Source organism: Rhodococcus sp. NPDC078407 (assembly GCF_044542515.1).
In the GTDB taxonomy this organism is placed as follows: domain Bacteria; phylum Actinomycetota; class Actinomycetes; order Mycobacteriales; family Mycobacteriaceae; genus Rhodococcoides.
The window spans coordinates 329,341-352,103 of the sequence record NZ_JBITUQ010000003.1; the positions used below are offsets into that span (position 1 = coordinate 329,341).

A 22,763-nucleotide genomic window follows, 5' to 3' on the forward strand; every position below is an offset into this window, starting at 1 on the left:
CCTGTGTTCCTCCGGCGCAGCCATGGCGTCAGTGCACGAAATCCTGCGCCGAATAGCGAGTATCCACCGACATCGCCGGGCGAAACAGGAGCACTCGGCAGCGACGGCGTTAAACTCGTAAGCCTATGTGGATTGGATGGATCGAATTCGACTTTCTTCTCGGCGACGTGCACTCACTCAAAGAGAAGCGCTCCGTGGTCCGGCCGGTGATCTCCGAGATGCACCGTAAATTCGCAGTGTCGGTCGCAGAAACCGACCATCGTGAGCTTCACAGGCGAGCAGGTGTCGGCGCTTCGGTCGTGGCAGGCGAACTCGATCACGTCACCGATGTTCTCGACCGATTGGAGCGTATGGCGGCCTCACGACCCGAGCTGCAACTCGTGTCGGTTCGTCGGCGCACAATCCGAAGCGACGACATCTGAGACCGGCCCCACCGGTTCACCGACGGACGTCGAACACCTGCTTCTGAATCCCGTTGCCGTATACCTCGTGTTCGACCAGTTCGAGGTGCGTGGTGTCCTTGTCGGCTGCACTGAACAGTCGCTTTCCGGCACCGAGCAGCAGCGGGAAGACGAGCAGGTGGTACCGATCGATCAACCCGGCGTCCGCGAGACTCCGCCCGAGGGTGGCGCTGCCGTGGACCGAGATCGGCCCACCGTCGGACTTCCTGAGCTCGGCCACATCGTCGATACTGCGCAGAATGGTTGCCGGCCAACGTGAGTCGTTCTGCTCGAGTGTCGTCGACACCACGTACCGCGGCATCGAGTTGTATCCCGCGAAGTCGTCCATGGTGGGCCAGATCGGCGCAAATGCCTCGTATGAGGTGCGGCCCAACAGCAGCGCAGTGGCCTCTTCCTGCTCGCGACCCTTGATCTCGTACGCTGCCGGGTCGAACTCGATGTCCTGGAACGTCCACCCGGAATTGCGGTAACCCACCTCGCCGCCCGGGCCTTCCATCACGCCGTCGAGCGAAACGAACGCGGTCACGATCACAGTGCGCATGGACGGTCCTTACCGGTGCTGGGATGCGGGTGCCGGAATCGTAAACCATCCGCCCGCCGAATCCGTCGATACGATCGACCGATGACCGCGAGCGACATGTCCCGCCCGGCGTGGGACGACGACCCGGTCGTGTCCGGTTGGGCGGGGTTGCCCACGTTGGACGGAGACTGCACCGCCGACGTCTGCGTCGTCGGCCTCGGGGGATCGGGTCTGGCCGCCGTCGCCGACCTCGTCGACCGTGGACTCGATGTGGTCGGTATCGACGTAGGACGGGTCGCTGCCGGTGCCGCGGGTCGGAACGGCGGCTTCTTGCTCGGTGGTCCTGCAACCTTTCTGCACACCGCGCTCGCGACGTGGGGTCCGTGCGCTGTCGATCTGTATCGAGCGACCCTGGCCGAGATCGACTCTCTGGAAGGGATTCTCGGTTCCGACGTCATCCGCCGCACCGGATCCATCAGGCTTGCGGGCATTCCCGATACGCCGACCGACCCCGCCGATGCGCAGGACTGCGCAGATCTGGAGAAGTGCCTGCGCGAGAACGGCATTGCCGTCGAACGGTACTCGGGCGAGCTGGGGCACGGTATCTATCTTCCCGACGATGCGATGATGAATCCTGCCCGGCGTGCAATCGGAATGGCTGCGGCACTGGCTGGTCGCGCCCGGCTACACGAGAACACGCCTGCGGTCGGCATCGGAGCCGGATCTGTCACGACGCCGACCGGTGTGATTCGCTGCGATCTGGTTCTCGTTGCCGTCGATGGTCGTCTCGAACAGGTACTCCCCCAGCTCGATGGCCGAGTTCGGACGGCCCGCCTGCAGATGCTCGCCACCACTCCCGTCTCGGCGAGACGGTTGCCGTGCCCCGTGTACGGACGGTGGGGGTACGACTATGCACAGCAGGACGCATCAGGACGCTTGTACGTCGGCGGCGGTCGAGACTTGTTCGTCGAGGACGAGTGGACTTCGTCCAGCGAACCGACGGCCGGAGTGCAGACCTATCTCGACTCGCTCGCCCGGTTGTTCGCCGGTGAACAAGTCTCGGTGAGTGCACGGTGGGCCGCGTCGGTCGGATTCACCGGGGACGGGCGGCCGGTGTGCTGCTACGTCGACGACGGAGTGATCGCGTTCGGTGGTTACAACGGAACCGGCAATCTCGTCGGACCTGTCACCGCTCGCGCTGCTGTCGCCCTGGGACTCGATGCGACCGACGTTCCGGGGTACCTGAGCAGTTGATTCATGACAGGGTGGACCCATGGCCGAAGAACCCGAACGCACCGAGGACGGTCGTTACATCGTCGTCAAGGGGCGACGCTGGCGGGCAACGGATCCCAACATACCCGAAGAGCGCAACGCAGAACTGCGGTCGATTCTCATGGCATGGCGTAGGGAGGTCAAGCGTACGTCGGGGGCCCCGGAATCTCGCGCCGGTGTGCAGGCCACCAAGGTCGCTCTCGGAGAACGGGGAACACCCTGGTGGGAGCAGTCCGACGAGGAACGACGAGCTCGCTGGGAATCCGAGGTACCCCGGCCCGACGGAACCGATGACGAGAACTGACCTTCTCCGGTGACTTTTCGTCGTAGCGCCGGTCTACCGTTTCGACCGATGCCGTCGGCGTACATCTGTGAAACAAGGAGCCTGCCATGTCCATTCTCAATCCGTATCTCTCGTTTCGCGACAATGCCCGCGAGGCCATGGAGTTCTACCGGTCCGTCTTCGGGGGGGAGCTCACCGTCACCACGCTGGGCGAGGCCCATGCCAGTGAGGACCCGGCCGATCAGGACAAGATCATGCACGGCCAGTTGACGACTCCGAACGGATTCACGCTGATGGGTGCAGACACGCCGTCCTCGATGGAACACACTCCGGGTAACACCATGAGCGTCTCGCTCAGCGGCGACGACGAAGACGAACTGACGGGCTACTGGAACAAGCTGACCGTCGACGCGCAGTTCACCATGGGTCTCGAGAAGGCTCCGTGGGGTGACGCCTTCGGAATGCTGACCGACAAGTTCGGTGTGCAGTGGATGGTGAACATCGCCGGCTCGACTGACGGAGGCGGACCTGAGTAGCCGAGACTAACCGGTGGAAGCCTTCGGCGGGATCACCTGCCGAAGGCTGTCGGGACCCCACCCTCGGTCCAGCGCAAGAATCAGTGCTGCACAGCCCATTCCGGACAGTATCAGCGCAGACCCGAACATCGCCGTGTAGCCGAACAGGTCTCCCACCACACCGGCCGCGATGCCTGCCGCTCCCTGCGCAAAGACGACCGCACAGGCCATCAATGTGTAATCGCTTCCAGCGAAGCGCTTTTCCGACGCGTCCATCATCAGAGCGAACACTGCGACCGTGGCCGCCCCGCCGAGCACGTGCTCGGTAACGTTCGCCGTGATCAGTAACGGGAAGCCACCGATGCCGAGGGATGCGACAACGTACAACGCGAGGCTCAGGGTCTGGCTCACGCCGCCTATCAGCAGCGCCCGACGACGTCCGTGCCGAAACGTCATCCACGCCCCGAGGGCCGCGCCCGCGAGTGCTGCCACCGAGGACAGTCCGCCCTCGACCAACGCGATCTGCGGCAGGGACAGTCCGCTGTCCGACAGAAATGGCCCCACCAGCGCCGATCCCATCGAGTTACCGAATTTGAATCCGATGATCAGCGCGATGAAGGCCACAATGCCGGGCCTGCGGAGTCTGGACCACCATGCGAACGCAAGTCTCGCCGGTGATTCCGGCTCAGTGTGCCGATCGGAATCGGCATCCGCTGCGTCGAGTTGCCGGCGCATCCACCACACCGGGATCGTCGTCAGCAGGATGAGCAGCGCCATCGCGGCGAACAACACCCGCCAACCGGAGACGGTGTAGAGCCACAACAGCAGCCCACCGCCGCATATCATTCCGATTCGGTAGGCACCGACCTGTAGACCGTTCCCCAGCCCGCGCTGGGCAGACGTGAGCGTACGCACGGCAATGCCGTCGGTTGCGATGTCCTGCGTCGCCGAGAGAACGTTCATGACGAATATCCCGACGAACAGCCAACGCAACGTCGACGACAGATCGAGGAACGACAGCGCCAGAGCCACTGCTGCGGCAGAACACTGCAACCACAGCAGCCACCGTCGTCTGGATCCGTATTTGTCGACGTACGGTGCCCAGAGGAATTTCAGCGCCCAGGGCAGAAACAACACACCGGTGGCACTGATTTCGACCAAGGACAAGCCCGATTCGCGCAGCACCACCGGAAGTGCCTGGGTGAAGAATCCGAACGGCAGTCCCTGCGCGAAGTAGAGCGCCCCGAGCAAGGTGAGGGTTCCGGCCGTGAACGACGCCGGACGCACCGCATTGGTCATGACGGCCATCGTGTCAGAGCGGCCCCTACTCCGCTGAATGCGCAACCGGCTGGCGAAGAATGGTGCGGAGCTTTGCGGGTTCGACCCGGCGCGCATCACTCAGGTAGATCTCGTGATGTTTGCCGGTCATCGTCAATCCGGAACGTGGGATGTATCGATGATGGAACTCGTCGAGTACCTGAGTCTCGTCGTCGTAGGACCCGACATGCAGCGTCTGCACGCACAGTCCCTCGTCGAAAGTCTCCAGTCGAATACGCCTCGACGCATCCGAGTTGCTCTTCGCGTCGGCGGACGCCACCGCCACCTCGAACATCGAGCGGTCGATCCAGTCGGGCACCATGATCATGGCCGTCCAGTGCCACTTGTTCTTGTCCCTCTCGGTGGTGAACGAAGCCATGTTGTCGGCCCACCACAATGCCTCGAGCGGCATGACGACGTAGTCGCGGCCGAGATCGTTCTTGCTGGCAAATTTCAGTGCATAGGCCACGGGGTAGAGCGACCCGATTGCTTCGGCAAACTCCGGAGCGGTGTTCGGATCGCCGTGTCCGTCGATCATCAGGTAGGTCAGCGGCGGAACGACAAGTGCGCGAAAGATGTTGCGCCGCGCCGAGTATGCATCCAGCGTCTTCTTGAAATCTGTCTTCATGCCGACTGCGGAGTTACATCTCGGCGTCGACCTTGCCCGGTTCGCCGCGCTTCATCGCCATGTACTCGGAGAGTTCACGCTTGACCACCGGCAGCAGCAAATACAGCCCGGTGATGTTGACCAGGGCCAGCAGGAACAGAGTGGCATCGGCGAAGTCCAGCACCGAGCCGAGCGAGAGCACGGTTCCGATGACGGTGAACGTGCAGAACATGAGGTTGAAGAAGGTGCGCGAGAAGCGGCTGCGGCCGAACAGCGACGTCCAGGCCTGCAGTCCGTAGTACGCCCAGGTGATTGCAGTCGAGAGGGCGAACAGTGCAACCGCCACTGTGAGCACGTACGGGAACCACGGAAGCACGGTCTCGAAAGCATCCGATGTCAGCGTCACACCACCTGCGGGAAGCTCACCCGTCTCGGCGACGATCGCACGTTGGTCCTGCCAGGTGACCGTGTTGGCGATCACGATGGTCAACGCGGTAGCGGTGCAGATGACGACCGTATCGATGAAGGGCTCGAGCATTGCCACGAATCCTTCGGTGACCGGGTGCCTGGTCTTGACGGCCGAGTGCGCGATGGACGCGGACCCCAGCCCGGCCTCGTTGGAGAACGCGGCGCGCTGGAATCCGATGATCATGACGCCGAGAACGCCGCCCGCCACACCTTCCGGCGAGAACGCACCCTCGAAGATCGCTGTGAACGCGGTGGGGACCGAGCGGAAGTTGACGGCGATCACGACGCCACACGCGACGATGTAGATCAGCGCCATCGACGGAACGAGCTTGGCGGTCACGGCCGAGATCGACTTCATCCCGCCGATGATGACCAGACCGATGATCAGCGCGATGACCAGACCGAAGACGGCCTTGGCACCGTCGGAGCCGAGGAAACCGTCCTCACCGCCGGTGACCGAGCGAACCTGCGCGTAGGTCTGATTCGCTTGGAACATGTTGCCGCCACTGATGGCGAAGAACGTGATGATGATGGCGTAGAAGACGGCCATCACCTTACCGACCTTCGCCAGACCACGTTCGGCAAGTCCCTTGGTGAGGTATTTCATCGGTCCACCGGAAACGGTGCCGTCCTCGTTGATGTCTCGGTATTTCACGCCCAAGGTGCACTCGACGAATTTCGACGCCATACCCAACAGGCCGGCAAGAATCATCCACAACGTGGCACCCGGTCCACCGAGCGTCACTGCCACGGCGACACCTGCGATGTTGCCGAGTCCGACGGTTCCCGATACGGCGGCCGTCAGGGCTCGGAAGTGGCTCACTTCGCCCGGCGCGTCGGCCTCGTCCTCCTTCCCGCTCACCAGGATCAACGCCCTCTTGATGCCGCGGAACTGGATGAATTTGAACGTCACCGTGAAGATGACGGCACCGAGGATGAGCCACAGCACGATCAAGGGGACAGCGGCACCACCGATGTCCACGGTGAAGAAGACGAAGTTCGACACCGCGGCGGAGATCGGATCGAAAGCGTTGTTGATCGCTGTCTCGATCGAGCTGAGTGTGCCTCCGTCCGCGGCCAGAAGATCGGTTGCGATGGGATGAGAGCTCATCCTCAAGAGTGAACAGCACCTGAAGTGTCATCGATGCCATTTGCCGATTTTCCGGCAATTATTTACCTGAATTTGACCGACCGGTCCGGCCGATCAGGAATTCGATCGAGCAGGAATTCGCCTGAGAAGCACTGTGGCCGCGTCGAGAACCACATCGCGGTCGTACGTGAGGCGATAGTCGTAGAGTGTCGTTCCCTCGGGGGTGGTACCGCGTTCCACAGCAATCAAGGCCACGCTCGACATCGGGGCCACGATCACGATCGAGCGTTCCATGGCCAGAGGTTCGTCCGTGCCGACGACAACGGTCCGGAAGCGGTGCCCGGCCGGCGCGGGCTGCGAGTCGAACACCGCCGTCAACGCGGTGCGCGCCACCAGGTCGTCGTAGATCGCAGCGCGGGCCGCCGACAGCCCGGTCGAGGTACTGAGTGTAGCCAGAACGACGGTTGACGACCCGCTGCCGAATGCACTGCTCAGCACACTGTTCTCGATGGCCTCGAGGAGAGATGCGTCGGCGTGTCTGCGAACACCGGAACCGTGGGTGAGGCCGAAGGGGGTCACCGCAACCGGAGCGCGCACGGTGACGGTCGCATCCAACTCGACAGCGTGAACAGGGTGCGCCGACTCGCCGAAGGCCGGTAGTGGACCCGGGGCGCCGTAGAGGTATCCCTGCCCCAGAACCGCACCCATCGAACGCGCATAGTTTTCGTGGAGCTCGGATTCGATCCCCTCTGCCAGCACCAGCGCGCCGGTTCGTTCTGCCTCGGCGGCGACCGCAGCAACTATGGCGGCCGTCTCGTCGGTCGAACGCCCCTGTACGAGTGCCATATCGAGCTTGATCACGTCGGGACGTAGCAACGGAATCAACGCCAGACTGGAAGAATCTGCACCCACGTCATCGATGGCAACCCGCCACCCCATATTGCGTGCGTGCTCGGCCGCCCTCAGCAGACCGGCCGGATCGCCCATCAGATCCCGTTCGGTGATCTCGACGGTGACGGACAACCGTGCGGCTTCGGCCAACAGCGGCAGGCAGTCTCCCGGTGGCGGCGCATCGAGTGCGGTGGGTTCGGCATTGACGAAGAGCGCCAATTCGGCGGGGTAACCGGCCTCGACGGCACCCTGGATTGCGCTGGTCCTGCACCGCCAGTCGAACTCGGCGGTCACACCCTGCTCTCGTGCCGCGCGCAGCAGTTCCGGCGGTGCTACCGAGGGGCCGTCACCGCTGGACCGGACGAGAGCTTCGTACCCCACCACTGCGCGATCGTCCAGCACGACAATCGGCTGGTAGACCGACGTGATGTCGATCGACATCGGCGATATCCGCGTATTCGTCGGCTGGGGACGCATGGAACCTTCCTCGATGCTGCTCGATCTGTCCCCACCCGGTGGACCATCATGCCCGATGCCGAGGCGGTGTCGAGAACGGACTGCACCTCGAACGAGGGTCGGTTGGTTATATGGTGCTCGGAGTGGTCGACGAACGGCGGTGAACATCGATGGAAGAGGATCCCCGTCCTCGCACTGCACAGCTCTTTGCCGGTCGATATCGGCTGGGGGCGGTTCTCGGGCGCGGCGCAATGGCCGACGTCGTTCACGCCGAGGACCAGGTCCTCGGCAGATCCGTCGCCGTGAAGATCTTTCGCCACGGCGAACCCGCGGACACCGTCCACCGCATCGACGCAGAAGTTCGCACCTTGGCGTCACTGTCGCACCCCGGTCTCGTCACGTTGTACGACGCAGGCACTGCCTCGGATGCGACGGGCGTTCCGGTGCCGTACCTGGTGATGGAATTGGTCGACGGACCGACCCTGAGCAACTTTCGCCGAGGCAGTCCCATGCCCGCCGCTCACGTCGCCCGCATCGGAAGTGAGATGGCGGAGGCTCTCGCATACATTCACCGCCGGGGAGTGGTGCACCGCGACATCAAACCCGCGAACATCCTGATCGCCCGGGCACCGGACTCGGGTGCCGGGCAGTGCGTCAAGCTGACAGATTTCGGCATCGCCCGCATCCTCGACTCCGAGCGACTCACCGAACACGGCACCACCGTCGGCACAGCACATTATCTCAGCCCCGAACAGGCGACGGGCACATCCGCGGGCCCGCCCACCGACGTATACACGCTGGGCCTCGTCCTCATCGAGTGCCTCACCGGCACAATGGTATTCGAGGGCAGCGCGGTCGCAGCCGCGGTCGCGCGATTGCACCGTGACCCGGCCGTCCCGGAGGAATTCGGGCCGGAGTGGTACTCGCTGCTCACCGCCATGACGTCGCGGCGGCCAGAGGATCGCCCGGACGCAGCTGCGGTCGCAACCAGACTGCGCCGAGTCGTCCGCAGTGCCACCCCCCTCCCCTCGACCGCCGCTGTTCCGATTCAGCGAAGTACGGAATGGGCGGTTACGGACTCGGTCAGCGCCCCGCCCCGACCGCCGCGTCGACGATGGGTCGTCCCCGGGGCGGCCGCGCTTTTCGTGGCACTGGGAGCGGGGATCGTCTGGCTCGCGTCCGGCACCGGCGACGACCCGGCTCAGGCGCCCAGCTCCCCGGTGCAACCGACACCGGACGAGCCGGCAATCGCCGAGCCCACGACGCAGGTGCCTGGACCTGCACCAACGTCATTGTCTAGCCCGTCGGCAGTGGTCGCGCCCTCGTCGATTCCGGTGCTGATCGAACCCATCGCGCCCGACCCACCGCCGCAGAATGCAAACCCCGGGAACGGCAACGGCAATGGGAACGGGAACACCGGCCCCGGTAATGCAGGACCCGGCAATTCCGGCTCTCCGAACGGGGGCCAGGGAAATTCCGGTAACGGCGCTTCGGGTTCGGGAAACCCCGGTCGAGGAAACTGAGCAGGGCCACCAGGCGAGCGGAGCGACTATGACCCAGTTCGACACGATTGTGGTGGGAGCGGGAATCTCCGGTTCGACTGCGGCCCGAATTCTCCAGCGCGCGGGTCAGCGAGTCGCTGTTCTCGAGGCTCGCGACCGCGTGGGCGGTCGTGTGTGGACAGTGAGTACAGATGTTGAAGACACCCAAGACGTCGGTGCGTCCTGGGTTCACGGAATCGACAACAATCCGCTGGCCGACGCTGTGCGCGCCTTCGGCATTCGAACGACCGAGTTCACCGTGGGCAGCTACCAACCGGATGGTCGTCCCATCGCGTACTACTCCCCCACCGGTACCCGACTGAGCGAGTCAGCAGCGGCGCGGTTCGCCGCCGACGTTCACGATTTCGACGCACGATTCGCCAGGGTGATTGCCGAGTCCCCGCCTCTGACCTCGTTCGGTGATGCGGTGGAAGCGACTCTGACCGAACTGGATTGGGACAATGACCGCCTGGACCGAGTACGTGAATTTCTTGCGCACCGAGCCGAAGAGCAGCTGGGCGTCGCGCAGGGGGATCTCGATGCTCACGGCCTGGACGACGACGCCATCGACGGCGACGAAGTCGTCTTTCCCGACGGCTACGGCGAATTGGCGGCATGTTTGGCGGAGGGACTGGATGTTCGACTCGAACATGTGGTGACGCAGGTTCGTTGGGACCCGGACGGGGTTGCACTGCGCATCGGGTCCCAGTGGTTCTCCGCTGATCGCGCCGTGGTGACGGTTCCCGTCGGCGTGTTGAAGTCGTCCGATTTCGTGATCGAACCACCGCTACCAGAACCCGTTTCGGGTGCGCTCGACCGTTTGGCGATGAATGCTTTCGAGAAAGTCTTCCTGCAGTTTCCAATAAAGTTCTGGGACGAGAACGTGTACGCGATTCGGCGCCAGGGCGAGGCCGGCCGATGGTGGCACTCCTGGTACGACGTCACTTTGGACGGACACCCCACACTTCTGACGTTTGCAGCGGGACCGTGCGCGCAGCAGACTCGAGAGTGGTCGGATGAACGCATCTCGGATTCGGTACTGGAGGCACTGCGCGGCGTGTACGGCCACCGTGTCGTCCCGCCGGACAGCGTGTATGTCACTCGGTGGCAGGACGATCCGTTCTCGTACGGTTCGTATTCGTACATGACGGTGGGGTCCAGGTCCCGCGATCACGACGATCTCGCCACGCCGATCGGCGGTGTTCTGCACCTCGCGGGTGAGGCCACGTGGACAGACGATCCGGCAACGGTCACCGCCGCGATGAAGTCGGGACACCGTGTTGCAGAACGCATTCTGGAACGTTCGGTTCCGTTCGGTGAGATATGGGAGCCATCGAGCCGTTGACGGGAGTCACCGAAGCCGGAAGGCCGGTGGTCTCGTTCGGTGCAAACCTTCGGCAATCTGCGAGTAGTGTGCTGTCGACGCACCCACACACCGAGCACTCCAGGATGGCACAGTGGATACCGTCAGTTCAGTGATCGACTTCTTGGCCGATCGCCTTTACAGCGTATTTCTCATCTACTTGTTGATCGGCGTCGGGCTGTATTTCACCGTCCGCACCAAGTTCGTCCAAATTCGACTGCTGCCGTCGATGTTCAAGGCGATCGGCGGATCTCGATCGGACGCAGAAGGCGGCATTTCGGCGTTCCAGGCGTTCTGTGTCGGTCTCGCATCCCGAGTGGGTACGGGAAACATTGCCGGTGTCGCCATCGCGATCACTCTCGGCGGACCGGGAGCCATCTTCTGGATGTGGCTGGTTGCGGCAGTCGGAATGGCGACGGCCTTCATCGAGGCGACGTTGGCACAGATGTACAAGGTGCGTAATCCGGACGGTAGCTTTCGAGGCGGTCCGGCCTACTACATCCAGCTGGGTCTGGGCTCACGCCGCTGGGGAATCGTCTTCGCCTGCTTACTGATCTTCGCATTCGGATTCGCGTTCAACATGGTGCAGGCAAACACGATCACCGAATCGTTCTCGTCGACGATGAACATCGACGCAGGCTGGATTGCCGTATTCCTCGTGGTGCTGTCGGCTCCGATCCTGTTCGGCGGGGTTCGCCGCATCGCCCGGGTGGCCGAGTACGTTCTGCCCATCATGGCCGTGGTGTACGTGCTGCTCGCCCTCGTGATCGTCGGAATGAACCTCGGCGAGATCCCCACGGTGTTCGGTCAGATCGTCTCGAGCGCTTTCGGTCTGAACGAAGCAATCGGCGGCACGACGGGCGGAATCCTGGCGGCCATGCTCAACGGCGTCAAACGTGGCCTGTTCTCCAACGAAGCCGGAATGGGCAGTGCCCCCAACGCGGCGGCGACCGCCACGGTGTCGCATCCGGTGAAGCAGGGCCTCATCCAATCGCTCGGAGTTTTCTTCGACACCATCGTCATCTGTAGCGCAACAGCATTCATCATCTTGGTCTCGGGCGTGTACGACATCAACAATCCGAGTGGTGTCGCCGGCGCCGTGCTGACTCAGGATTCGATCTCTGCGCAACTCGGAACGTGGACCACGATCCCGATGACGCTGCTGATCTTCACGTTCGCCTTCTCGTCGATTCTGGGCAATTACTCGTATGCCGAGGTCAACCTCAACTTCCTCGGTGTGGAGGGCAAGCTCCTGAATGTCTTGCGCACCATCGTCCTTGCCGCCATCGGCTTCGGGTCACTCTCTGCGCTCACGACAGTGTGGGCACTGGCGGACGTTGCCATGGCCGCCATGGCGACCGTCAATCTCGTGGCGATCGCCCTGTTGGGCAAGTGGGCATTCGGAGCGTTGGCAGACTTCGAGGCCATGCGAAAGGAAGGCCGTGACGACAAGTTCGTCGGACGCGGAAACAGCTATCTTCCCGGTGACCTGCCCGGGGACGTATGGGATCCGGTGCTCGACAACGAATCTGCTTCCACCAAGCCGAACACGACCAAGTAACACCGCGACGAACGCGAAGACGGGGACGACATCTCATACGATGTCGTCCCCGTTTTTGCGCTCGCCTGCACTCGAGCCGGATCCGGACTTTTCGGATAAGTGAGACGTTAGGCTGACGGGACGTCGAGCAAGAGGAGGTCCCCCGTGCCGAACCCGGGTGACGAAGAGCAAGCCGGCCGCCGGTCCGACGACACGACTTTCGACGAGATCGATCAACGATCCGCCGGTGAGCGCGACGACGAGGTGAAACCGGGACGCCGAAAGCGCCAGTGGGCCGGACTCGCCGGCGGCATTGCATTCGCGCTACTCGTCTACGCAGTTCTTCCGGACGATGTCGCCCACCCAGCACGATTGACCGCAGGCACAGCGGTACTGATGGGAATCTGGTGGATGACCGAGGCGGTTCCGATTCCCGCGACGGCACTGCTGCCGCTCGTCATATTTCCGGTCTTCGATTCCGGCGTCGCAGTCAACGATGTAGGTGCCTCCTACGGCAACAACATCATCTTCTTGTTCATGGGCGGCTTCCTCCTGGCACTGGCTATGCAACGGTGGAATCTGCACCGACGAATCGCTCTGCTCACAGTGAGCGCGATGGGTACGAAACCGACGATGGTGATCGCGGGCTTCATGATCGCCACCGGTTTCCTGTCGATGTGGGTCTCCAATACGGCCACCGCGGTGATGATGATTCCGATCGGAGTCTCTGTGCTGGTGCTCGTCCTCGACATCGGTGAGAAAGCGGGCGCGATCGATGGCTCTGACGAACCCGGCGGGGGCGAGAGCACAGAGCCGGACGAAAAGACGATCACGGACGCGGTGATCGAGAGCAACTTCGGAACAGCGTTGATGTTGGGAATTGCCTACGCGGCGTCCATCGGTTCTCTCGGCACGATCATCGGAACTCCTCCCAACACACTGTTGGTCGGATACCTGGAAGGCCAAGGGATCACGATCGGATTCCTCCAATGGATGATTGCCGGCGTTCCTCTCGCCGTCGTTCTGCTGGTGATCGCCTGGTTCCTGCTCACGCACGTGATGTTCAAGCCCGAGATCGACCACATACCCGGCGGCAGACAACTGATCAAGGGTGAACTGAACTCCCTGGGGAGCATGTCGCAAGGTGAAACACGAGTGGCGATCGTATTCGTGGCGGCGGCGGCTTCCTGGGTGGGGTTCCCGCTGCTCTTCGACAGTCCACCGATATCCGACACAGGCATCGCGATGACCGCGGCAATGCTGCTGTTTCTACTTCCCAGCGGAGGCAAGAAGGGTGTGCGACTCATCGATTGGGAAACAGCGGTCAAGCTGCCGTGGGGTGTGCTGTTGCTGTTCGGCGGCGGGCTCGCGCTGTCGGCCCAATTCGAGTCCAGCGGCCTGACCGACTGGATCGGCAGTGTTGCAGGCGGTCTCGACACGATCCCGGTGGTAATGCTCGTGGTGATTGCGACCGCGGCGATCATCTATCTGACCGAAATCACCAGCAACACCGCAACAGCGGCAACATTCTTGCCGGTCGCGGGCGGCGTCGCCATGGGGATGGGCATCGACATTCTGGTTCTGACCGTACCTGTCGCATTGGCCGCGACCTGCGCTTTCATGCTTCCAGTGGCCACCCCACCGAATGCGGTGTCCTACGCCAGCGGCTACATCACGATCGGCCAGATGATGCGGGGTGGATTCTGGCTCAATCTCATCGCCATCGCGCTGATCACCATCGCCGCGTACACGGTATTCGCGTGGTCGCTGGGCATCGAGTTCTGACCATTGGACGCACTCGCCGGCTCGGTGAAAAAGTTCGGCTGATTTCGCCCATCCTGCGTGCTTGGGGAATATCATAGCGATTTCATCCAGGGGCATGACCCGTTACACCTGCGCGCCACCATCCCCTGGTCGGTAACGGGACGGCTTTTCATCTGTCTCGGCGGGTACGGGGGTACAACATGGTTTCGGACGTCATCGACTGCAAGGTGGTCTTCGCACACGACATCGAGATGGTGTGCGGGGTGTTGAGCTCGATCGAGCTGTTTCCACGGTACTTGCCCGGTCTCGAATATTGTGTCCTTCGCGATTCCGCGAATGGATACCGATGCGGCGTCGGCGGCGTCGAACACAACCTCGAGCTCGTGGTGAACCGGCGCAATCAACCCATCATCACCATCGAGCACGTCGAGTCCGGTGGCTTCATCAGATTTACCCTCACCCGGCTCGCAGCAGGCGAGACGAAGATCGATGTCACCGTCTTCAGGGCAGGGCTCGGCGGTGCCTACGTACCTCAACCACAGCACAATCGCGCGGTTGTGGACTGGGTCATGGGAGGTCTGCGCAGACTCGAGAGTTCTCTCTCGGGTGCGACGACGTCGATAGTGTCCAACAGCGGGGATTCTCGGTCTCTGCAACTCGCGATCCTCAAAACGATGGTGGGCGTAGGTGTCGTCCGCGCCGCGCGCCCCGACCGCGCGTACAAGCAATTGAATTCGCTGGCCAAATGGGGCTTCACTCTGGGCGGCGGGTTCGCCGCTGCGGCAGCGAAGTCACCCGACGAAATCGGCGTGATCGACGACCGTGGGACTCGAACATTCGCGGAGATTCACCACCGGTCGCGCCGCATCGCAGCGGGTCTTGCCGCGGCCGACATTCGTCCGGGAAGTACTGTCGGAATCCTGGCTCGAAATCACTCGGCAATGATCGAATGCACCGTCGCGTGCGGCATGCTCGGAGTCGAAGTGGTGCTGCTGAACACCGGACTCGCTGCCCGTCAGATCGAGGTGATAACCGAGCGCCATCAGCTTCGAATGCTGTTCTTGGACGATGAGTTCGACTCGATCGTCCGCTATCTGCCGGACGGGGTTACACGGGTCAGCCTGTCATCTCGGACCGCAATTGCACAGCGGCGCACCTTGGAGAATTTCGTCGCACCGCCGTCGGCGACGTTCGACAGGCCAGACCGGCCCGGGTCTGTGGTCGTCTTGACGTCCGGCACCAGCGGGGCACCGAAGGGTGCGCTTCGTCCCACGCCGAGAGGCTTCGGGACCATCGCTGCCATGTTGTCTCGCATGCCTTTGCGCATGAACGAGCGGATGCTCATCGCAGCGCCGATGTTCCACAGTTGGGGGTTGGCCGCCCTGCAGATCAGTACGCCCCTTCGCGCCACGGTCGTACTCCAGGACCGCTTCGACCCCGAGGACTGCCTGCGCGCAATCGAGGAGCATCGATGCACATCGTTGATCGCCGTGCCGATCATGCTCCAACGAATTCTCGATCTGCCCGAGTCGGTTCGGTCGCGATACGACACCTCGAGCCTCAAAGTCGTGGCGTGTAGCGGGTCCGCGTTGACCGGTTCGACCGTCAGCCGCTTCATGACCGTCTTCGGCGACATCCTCTACAACTTCTACGGATCCACCGAGGTCTCCTGGGCAACGATCGCCAATCCCGAGGACCTGCGCGCGTCGCCAGGCACCGCGGGACGCCCACCACTCGGTACGACGATCGCGGTACTCGACTCCGAGGGCACTGCCCTGCCGATGGGGAGCCTCGGCCGAATCTTCGTCGGAAACGACATGCTGTTCGACGGCTACACCAATGCCGAGCCGCCGTCGACCGCCTCCGCCCGAGGCGCCGCCCTGATGGACACCGGCGATCTCGGGTACATCGACTGCAACGGCCGGCTGTTCGTCTGCGGCAGGGACGACGAGATGATCATTTCCGGAGGCGAGAACGTCTTTCCGGGCCCCGTCGAAGACGCTATTGCCAATCTCCCCCAGGTCGGTGAGGTCGCAGTGGTCGGTGTGCCCGACAACGAGTACGGACAACGCCTCGCGGCCTTCGTGGTGGGCCGCGGCGCAGCAGGACTCGATGCCGACATGGTGCGCGCTTACATCAAAAACCGGTTGAGCCGCTTCAGCGTCCCTCGCGACATCACATTTCTGGACGAACTGCCTCGCACCGCCACCGGCAAGGTGATCAAGCGGATGTTGATCGAACCGCCCACCGCCGCCGGGATGTAGTCATCGTCCGACTCTTCGACGCGTAGCCAGTGACTGCGCTGATTCACGAACGCCGTTTCTGACCCCGGTCGCCGATCGGGATTGGATACCTCTCGACAGCTCCCCCCGGGGGGTCGTCCTGTCCGTGGTCTGCTCCTCACTGCCCGACGGGTGCTGTGAACACCGCAGCCCCACCCGCGTCGACACTGACGCCGTGACCGTAATTCGGGCTGTGAGGGTGTCGCGTGAACACCTGCGAATGGTGCGGCGCAACGTCCCTGTCGAGCACCCTCGCCGCGCACGAACACCGCTAGGAGTTCCTCGATCGCCTGTTTACGGTCGGTCGACTGGTGGCACGGTTTGCATAGCTATCTCAGTTGCTTAACTATTCAGAATTTGAGACTGTTGGTGCCGACACGGGAGGAACGCGAATCGCTATGTCGAAAGCATCGGAAGATCCCCGAGGGGGAAGGGCACCGGAAGAACAGGGCACGCATTCTTCGTTTCTGCAGCTGTTTCTCGAAGCAACGCGAGCAGAACAAGATAGCGAGACTCCGCCTTCGCGCGAAGGCCATGACGGGGGGCAGGCTTCTCTTCGCTGAGCGGATCGTCGGGAACGGTGTGTGCTGGTTTGCGTCGCCGATGTGATTCATGTCCGATAATCGAAAGCGAACGGTCGTTTTTCCGAGGGTGAGGATCGGAGACTGCCATGGATGTATTTTTGGCGCTGCTTGCCGTAGTCGCGGCCTTTGCCGTCGTCCTGGGTGCGTTCGTGGTTATCGCACGTGCTCTTCGCTCGCGCATGCGGCACCGTCGCTTCCACGGAATCGACAGTGCGGTCGGAGGATCGGCCTTCATGGGCGCGCCACGCGAGCCTGGGGTCGCCCCACCTGATCACGGTGATCCACACTCGGATACCCGACAGATCGAACCGTAGCCGAGTTTGTCACTCACCTGTGGTTTCGATGAGACACCCTGAATGCTGAGTCGGCAGAGCAGAAACAGGGAACGCCACCCCTCGCCGTCAAAACCAAGACTGGGCGGTCGCGAGTCGGCAGGCCCGCGCATGAATTCACGGAATTGGGTACACCCGCTCCATGCCAGAACTTCCTGAAGTCGAAAACGCTCGACAGGTCGTCGAGAAGGCTCTTGGTCGCGTCATCGTCGACATCGACGACACCGACACGTTCGAGTGCCGCCCGCACATGCCGGGCGATATCGCCCACGCCTTGAAAGGCGGCCAACTTACCGAGGCCTGTCGGCGCGGTAAGGCGATGTGGTGCGAAACCGTCACCGCCGACGGCTCCAGCGGTCCGACGCTCGGGATACATCTCGGAATGGGCGGCCGAGTGATCGTGACGGCACCGGACGGTGAGCAGACGTCCCGTTACGGCGGCGGAGATCCGCATGTCGGCGAGCGCGATACCGACAAGCCCGAGTGGACGCGTTTCTCGATGACGTTCGAAGACGGTGGTGAGCTTCGACTGTTCGACAAGCGACGCCTCGGCCGGGTGCGACTCGAGCCCGATATCGACGCGTTGGGGCCCGATGCGGCAAAGATCACGCGCGACGACTTTCGGCACCGAATCGGTTCCAGTGGAGCACCTTTGAAGGCACGTCTACTGGACCAAGCGGCGATCGCAGGCGTCGGTAACTTGCTGGCCGACGAGGTGCTGTGGCAGAGCGAGCAAGCCCCGTCCAGACGGGCGAAGACCCTCACCACCGAGGAACTCGACGAGCTCCGCGTTGTTCTGCGTCGCGCGATCAGGTCGGCAATCAAGAAGGGTGGCGTCCACACCGGTGAGATCATTCCGTTCCGCAAGGTGGACGCGGCGTGCCCCCGGTGCGGTGCCCCGATGACTCGCGGAACTGTGGGCGGGCGTACGACCTGGTGGTGTTCACGCGAGCAGGCTTGAGCGGCACATGCAGAAGGCCGGCCCCGAGGGAGCCGGCCTTCCGTATCGGTCGATGTCAGTGGATCAGGATGTCGCTTCCACTGCCAAGCGAGCGAGAGTGTCGTTCAACTGATCCTCGGTGACCAACGGAAACTTGATCTGCTCGATCAACTTCTTGTCCGTGACCTTGGACCAGTCGTAGGTGTGGCGTACCAGCGTCTCGTTCGGGCCCTGAGATTCGAGCTCCCACAGCCATTCCCAGCCGGGAGGCTCGTTGCCGGCGGGTGCCGTCTTCCATGCCAGCAGCTTGTCCTTGACGTAGCCGGAAACGACATTGTCGGTTTGGTACTCGCCGCCCATGTGGTCGCCCTGCATGTTCATCGTGAACTTCTCGCCGACCTTCTGAATTCGGTCGGCGTGGTCCACGCTCCGAACGAAACCCGATCCGTCGAGCGCCGGATGGCGTTCCGGATTGGACAGGACGTCGAAGACAGCGTCGACGGGAGCTTCGATGGTCCGTTCTACTGTCACCTTTGCGTTGTCAGTCATACGTACTCTGTGCCCACTGCGCGGGTTTCCCAATCATGGCTGTGCTCGAATGTCGATCGACAGATCAACCTGACTGGTGCGGATCCTACGATCGTGCAGTCAGTCGGCCGCAGTCACGGCCGACGACGCCTCCGGTGCCGAAGGTACCCATGGCTTCAGAGGTTGCACGACATCGCGATAGAAGACGTCGAGACCGTCGGTCACACTACCGATGAAGCTTGCGGCGGACCCCGAACGCTTACTACCCATCTTGGTCGGTGACGTCAGCGTGAAGTACTGCAGCTCGCTGATCCTGCCTGCAGTCAACGATTTCGTGTCGGCTCGCACAGTCGCCAAGTTCTCACACGATGTTTCGCTCGCGTCTGCGAACACGGCTTCGACCAGGATGTCGGCGGGAGCGTTCTTCAATTGCTTGAGAAGCCATGAGGCTCGTCGAAGCGGGGTCCAGTCGGTCGGCGCATCGATAGCGGTGCTGCATTGAATCTTGTTGGTACGCATGTCTGCTTGAACAGTGACATCTCCGGCGGCATCAGGAATGCGCAACGTGGCCGAGAGACATCCGGTGGCAACGAGCTGCTCGACGATGTATTCGTTGCGCGCCTGGGGATCTCCGCTGAACTTCCTCGGGAGGTGATGCTTCACCGGAACGCCGAGATCAGCAGTCATCCGCAACGCCAAGTGCCTGGAGAGCGAAGCCCAAGTGTTCGCCACCGACAGGGCTTTGACGTCACTGGAACGAAGGGTTCCGGCGGTGACGGAGTCGCGAACTGCAACCCAATGGCGACCCATGTCGACGAACTCCGTCGCGCCGGACTTCGGGTGCGTCAGATATCGGACGAACTCGCTCAGAATCCATACTTGCAGCGAATCGGCAAGATCACTGTGCGACAACAACATTCGGGCTTCATGAATGACCTCGGACCATGAAATATGCCGCAGCGATACCTTGTTCAGCTTGGTCTTGTTCACCTGGACGGGGAGCTCACCGGCGGAGGCCGGTATGTCGTTGGACAAGCTCAGTACGGTCTCGTATCTGTGTCGTTTTGCGACGTCGAGGTAATTTTCGAGCTGCTCTTTCTGTAGCTTGCCTGTGCCGGTCTTCACTTCCAGCAGAGCGGTCCACACTTGGCCTGCACGCGATACGCGGAGCACACCGTCGGGGATGACTTTGCCCTCGCCCTTTGCGAACTGCACTTCGAGGTAGCCCTCGAAGGGACCGGATGGCGCTCCGGCATGTGCGCAGATTGCGCGAGCGAACGGACGGACCGCCTGCATCGTCGCGATCAGTGCCGAGGTGGCCCTCTTCTCCTGTTCCTCACCGGATCCAACACCGGCAACGGAGAACAGGCGCGCTGTCTGCCACCCCTCTCCCCCGGCCAGGGTGAACTGAGGCGGCGTGACCTTCTTGGCAATCGGCTTCTTGGTGCGAACGCCGCGTTTCGGCGGTTCGACGTCGACAACAGAGACGTCGACAATCTCACCGGTGGTGTCGACTGCCTGCACATGCGAGTCAGCGACCTCGACAACGGCCACATCGTTCGCTGACGCTTCGGGCTCGCTGTCGTCGACGTCGACCCCGAAATCCTGCGCCAATCCGCCCAATCCGGATTCCCAGCCCTGCCCGACCGCGCGGAGTTTCCACGCGCCGTTCCGTCGGTACACCTCCCCGAACACCAATGCTCGTTCCGACGACGCATCGGCGGTGAGGAACTCCCCGAGTACCGAACCGGTTTGGTCCCGCACCTGCATCGAGAGTTTCCCGAACTCACCCAATGGAACATCGTCGGAGCTACCCGCGATGACCACCTTGTCGACTTCGGCTGCGAGAGAACCGAGATGGATCGACACCCGTTCCTGTTTGCCTTCGTCGGTGCTGCTGCTACCGCGGTAACGTACGGTCGCGTCAGCAGACTCCGGCTGGTTGTAGAAGACGAAGTCTGCATCCGACCGAACGTGGCCGCTCGAAGTCACCAGCAGCGCAGACGCATCGAGATCTCGCTCCGGATCCACCCAGGACACGACGATGTCCAATTCGGTCACGTCGTCCGGGAGGGGAATGTTCTGTCCTTTGACGAGAATGGGTGAACTCACGCTGACACGCTCCTGTCGGACAAATCGGGTTCCGACAGTTCACCCTATTCACCGCGCGGCAGCGTGAGTCGTGCTCGCTCGACATTCATTCATTCGGACTACTTCAGGCACCGCGCCCCAACAACCCGGCTCGAAGCACACGGGAATGTCTGCACATGCGAGCCCTCTCGATGTTCGGCTCGCACCGAATCCACTGTCGGACGATGCGTCTCGAAAATCGTTGGCTCAGGGCGCCTGTGGGATCGATGGTAAGACTCTCAGAGAGGCGCCTCTTGACGATTGTCCGATTGGCGCGGCCCAGTAAAGTCCCCCCTCATGAACTACCGGCAGTGGGAGCGAGCAACCGAATGGCCGCTTGCTGCATCGGCTCTGACGTTCCTCGCGATCTACACCTGGACTGTCCTCAGCCAGCCAACCGGCACGGGAGCAGACGTCGCGGAGTACGCAATCCTTGCAATCTGGGCCCTGTTCGGGATCGACTACCTGGTAAGACTTGCCCTTGCCGAGCTACGCGCTCGCTGGTTCTTGCTACACCTGCACGAACTCGCAATCGTCGCCTTGCCGATTCTCCGTCCGCTGCGATTGCTCCGCCTACTCACGTTGGTGAGTCTGCTGCAGCGATCGATCGGCGGAGCACTCCGAGGGCGAGTGGTCACTTATGCCGTCGCCGGAACCCTACTGTTGGTTTTCATCGCGTCGCTCGCGATGTTCGATGCCGAACGTACCGCACCGACTGGGACTATCAAGACGTTCCCCGATGCCCTGTGGTGGGCAACTGCCACCGTCACGACAGTTGGCTACGGCGACTTCTCACCGTCCACAGCAACGGGCCGGTTCATCTCCGTCGGGTTGATGGTCGCAGGCATCGCACTACTCGGCGTCGTCACAGCTACCCTGGCGTCGTGGCTCGTCCAGAAGGTCGCCGAACAGGACGACGCGAACCACGCCGCGACTCAGCAACAGGTGGCCGAACTGACAACCCAAATCGCTTTTCTACGAACCGAACTCGCTTCACTTGGTACGAAACCGTATTCTCCACCGCAATAGCGACCAACGGCGCGTTCAGCTGCGCCACAGCACCTGTATTCGACGCTACTTTTCAGCGAGGCCCGTTGCGGCTGCAAGGTATTCACGAGAATCTCGGAACGTCTGCGCTACACCGCGTCCCGCGATGGCGTGATACCGACTGATTCGATCGTCATCGAGGGCTTCGAGGACAGTGCTGGAATCCGCATGCATCCAACCGCCGTCTTTCACCAATTCGTGGGCGCGTTTACCATGCAGCGCGGCAATGCCCTCGACCCTGATCCCCTTCGGATCGGTCGACGCCGCGAGGTAATAGGCCTTCTTGCCGGAGTAGCCGGCCTTGACCTTCTCGCGCAACCGGAAGACGGCATCGGCCGCGTCGTCGATAGCCGATGCCTGTTCGTCGGAGCCCGATTCGGCGGCAGAGATTCGCGCGATCTCCCCATCGATCGCAGAAAGCAAAGTGGCGAGGTACTCGGGATCGCTCATAGGCCCATGATGCCCTAGAGCAGTGGTCTCACGGACCAACACCCGACGGAAGGGCACCGACACCTGGACGACTCGGCCCTCGGCCTGGGCCCACCGAGATCTTGTGTTCGGCAGTGACGGCGTCTCCTCCGAGCGCGAGGCCACCGGCGAATGTGAGGGCGTTGTCGGCGAGGTAGCTGATCACTCCGCCGTGAATGAACCCGTGTTGTTCAAGGATTTCAGAACTATTCTGGAGAACGATGTCCGCGCAACCAGGACCGACCAGGCGAAGCTCGGCACCGATCCATTTCGTGAAGGGCTGAGCATCAAGGTTCTGCGCGCTATGGCAGCGAGGTCGGCATGCGTCGGTGAAGCCTCTTCGCTCACTTGGATCTCTCCAACT

The 22,763-nt window shown here is 62.4% G+C and carries 20 protein-coding genes; 12 read left to right on the plus strand and 8 right to left on the minus strand.

What is annotated here, in order from left to right:
• The first annotated feature begins 125 nt into the window (after positions 1 to 125).
• Positions 126 to 422 (plus strand): DUF503 domain-containing protein, encoded by a 297-nt coding sequence (locus ACIGGF_RS05670; protein ID WP_397520384.1) that lies wholly within the window; start codon positions 126 to 128, stop codon positions 420 to 422.
• A gap of 16 nt (positions 423 to 438) precedes the next feature.
• Here the strand turns inward: ACIGGF_RS05670 and ACIGGF_RS05675 are convergent, their stop codons facing one another.
• Entirely contained in the window at positions 439 to 1,002 is a 564-nt protein-coding gene (locus tag ACIGGF_RS05675; RefSeq protein ID WP_397520385.1) for a dihydrofolate reductase family protein, read from the minus strand.
• A gap of 81 nt (positions 1,003 to 1,083) precedes the next feature.
• On the opposite strand from ACIGGF_RS05675, the gene ACIGGF_RS05680 reads away from it, so the two are divergent.
• From ACIGGF_RS05680 to ACIGGF_RS05690, 3 genes are all read left to right on the plus strand, one after another.
• Positions 1,084 to 2,235, plus strand: coding sequence for an NAD(P)/FAD-dependent oxidoreductase (locus ACIGGF_RS05680; RefSeq protein ID WP_397520386.1), 1,152 nt, complete (start codon positions 1,084 to 1,086; stop codon positions 2,233 to 2,235).
• 19 nt (positions 2,236 to 2,254) lie between these two features.
• The gene (locus ACIGGF_RS05685; protein ID WP_397520387.1) at positions 2,255 to 2,557 is read left to right on the plus strand and encodes a hypothetical protein; all 303 of its coding nucleotides are present in this window, start codon (positions 2,255 to 2,257) and stop codon (positions 2,555 to 2,557) included.
• Positions 2,558 to 2,643: 86 nt separating this feature from the next.
• Positions 2,644 to 3,072 (plus strand): VOC family protein, encoded by a 429-nt coding sequence (locus ACIGGF_RS05690; RefSeq protein ID WP_397520388.1) that lies wholly within the window; start codon positions 2,644 to 2,646, stop codon positions 3,070 to 3,072.
• Positions 3,073 to 3,078: 6 nt separating this feature from the next.
• On the opposite strand, the gene ACIGGF_RS05695 is transcribed toward ACIGGF_RS05690, so the two are convergent.
• From ACIGGF_RS05695 to ACIGGF_RS05710, 4 genes are all read right to left on the minus strand, one after another.
• Positions 3,079 to 4,350 (minus strand): MFS transporter, encoded by a 1,272-nt coding sequence (locus tag ACIGGF_RS05695; protein ID WP_397520389.1) that lies wholly within the window; start codon positions 4,348 to 4,350, stop codon positions 3,079 to 3,081.
• A gap of 25 nt (positions 4,351 to 4,375) precedes the next feature.
• The gene (locus ACIGGF_RS05700) at positions 4,376 to 4,996 is read right to left on the minus strand and encodes a GyrI-like domain-containing protein (protein ID WP_397520390.1); all 621 of its coding nucleotides are present in this window, start codon (positions 4,994 to 4,996) and stop codon (positions 4,376 to 4,378) included.
• A gap of 13 nt (positions 4,997 to 5,009) precedes the next feature.
• On the minus strand, positions 5,010 to 6,554 hold the full coding sequence (locus tag ACIGGF_RS05705) for an alanine/glycine:cation symporter family protein (protein WP_397520391.1): 1,545 nt from the start codon (positions 6,552 to 6,554) through the stop codon (positions 5,010 to 5,012).
• Positions 6,555 to 6,647: 93 nt separating this feature from the next.
• The gene (locus ACIGGF_RS05710; RefSeq protein WP_397520392.1) at positions 6,648 to 7,865 is read right to left on the minus strand and encodes an EAL domain-containing protein; all 1,218 of its coding nucleotides are present in this window, start codon (positions 7,863 to 7,865) and stop codon (positions 6,648 to 6,650) included.
• 185 nt (positions 7,866 to 8,050) lie between these two features.
• Between ACIGGF_RS05710 and ACIGGF_RS05715 the strand changes: the two genes are divergently transcribed.
• From ACIGGF_RS05715 to ACIGGF_RS05745, 7 genes are all read left to right on the plus strand, one after another.
• Positions 8,051 to 9,403: a protein kinase gene (locus tag ACIGGF_RS05715; protein WP_397520393.1), complete on the plus strand. Its 1,353-nt coding sequence runs from the start codon at positions 8,051 to 8,053 to the stop codon at positions 9,401 to 9,403.
• A gap of 28 nt (positions 9,404 to 9,431) precedes the next feature.
• On the plus strand, positions 9,432 to 10,766 hold the full coding sequence (locus ACIGGF_RS05720) for a flavin monoamine oxidase family protein (RefSeq protein ID WP_397520394.1): 1,335 nt from the start codon (positions 9,432 to 9,434) through the stop codon (positions 10,764 to 10,766).
• A 130-nt stretch (positions 10,767 to 10,896) separates the two neighbouring features.
• Positions 10,897 to 12,345: an alanine/glycine:cation symporter family protein gene (locus ACIGGF_RS05725; protein WP_397520395.1), complete on the plus strand. Its 1,449-nt coding sequence runs from the start codon at positions 10,897 to 10,899 to the stop codon at positions 12,343 to 12,345.
• A 144-nt stretch (positions 12,346 to 12,489) separates the two neighbouring features.
• Positions 12,490 to 14,109, plus strand: a complete 1,620-nt coding sequence (locus ACIGGF_RS05730; RefSeq protein ID WP_397520396.1) for an SLC13 family permease — start codon at positions 12,490 to 12,492, stop codon at positions 14,107 to 14,109.
• Between the two features lie 179 nt (positions 14,110 to 14,288).
• Positions 14,289 to 16,352 (plus strand): AMP-binding protein, encoded by a 2,064-nt coding sequence (locus ACIGGF_RS05735; RefSeq protein WP_397520397.1) that lies wholly within the window; start codon positions 14,289 to 14,291, stop codon positions 16,350 to 16,352.
• Positions 16,353 to 17,040: 688 nt separating this feature from the next.
• Positions 17,041 to 17,268, plus strand: a complete 228-nt coding sequence (locus tag ACIGGF_RS05740; protein WP_397520398.1) for a hypothetical protein — start codon at positions 17,041 to 17,043, stop codon at positions 17,266 to 17,268.
• 160 nt (positions 17,269 to 17,428) lie between these two features.
• Entirely contained in the window at positions 17,429 to 18,247 is an 819-nt protein-coding gene (locus ACIGGF_RS05745; protein ID WP_397520399.1) for a DNA-formamidopyrimidine glycosylase family protein, read from the plus strand.
• A gap of 63 nt (positions 18,248 to 18,310) precedes the next feature.
• Here ACIGGF_RS05745 and ACIGGF_RS05750 read toward each other — a convergent pair whose 3' ends face one another.
• Entirely contained in the window at positions 18,311 to 18,775 is a 465-nt protein-coding gene (locus tag ACIGGF_RS05750; protein ID WP_397520400.1) for an SRPBCC family protein, read from the minus strand.
• 99 nt (positions 18,776 to 18,874) lie between these two features.
• On the minus strand, positions 18,875 to 20,866 hold the full coding sequence (locus ACIGGF_RS05755; protein ID WP_397520401.1) for a TerD family protein: 1,992 nt from the start codon (positions 20,864 to 20,866) through the stop codon (positions 18,875 to 18,877).
• 315 nt (positions 20,867 to 21,181) lie between these two features.
• Between ACIGGF_RS05755 and ACIGGF_RS05760 the strand changes: the two genes are divergently transcribed.
• Positions 21,182 to 21,913: a potassium channel family protein gene (locus tag ACIGGF_RS05760; RefSeq protein ID WP_397520402.1), complete on the plus strand. Its 732-nt coding sequence runs from the start codon at positions 21,182 to 21,184 to the stop codon at positions 21,911 to 21,913.
• 45 nt (positions 21,914 to 21,958) lie between these two features.
• Here the strand turns inward: ACIGGF_RS05760 and ACIGGF_RS05765 are convergent, their stop codons facing one another.
• Positions 21,959 to 22,381 (minus strand): phosphate acetyltransferase, encoded by a 423-nt coding sequence (locus ACIGGF_RS05765; RefSeq protein ID WP_397520403.1) that lies wholly within the window; start codon positions 22,379 to 22,381, stop codon positions 21,959 to 21,961.
• Positions 22,382 to 22,763 lie beyond the last annotated feature (382 nt).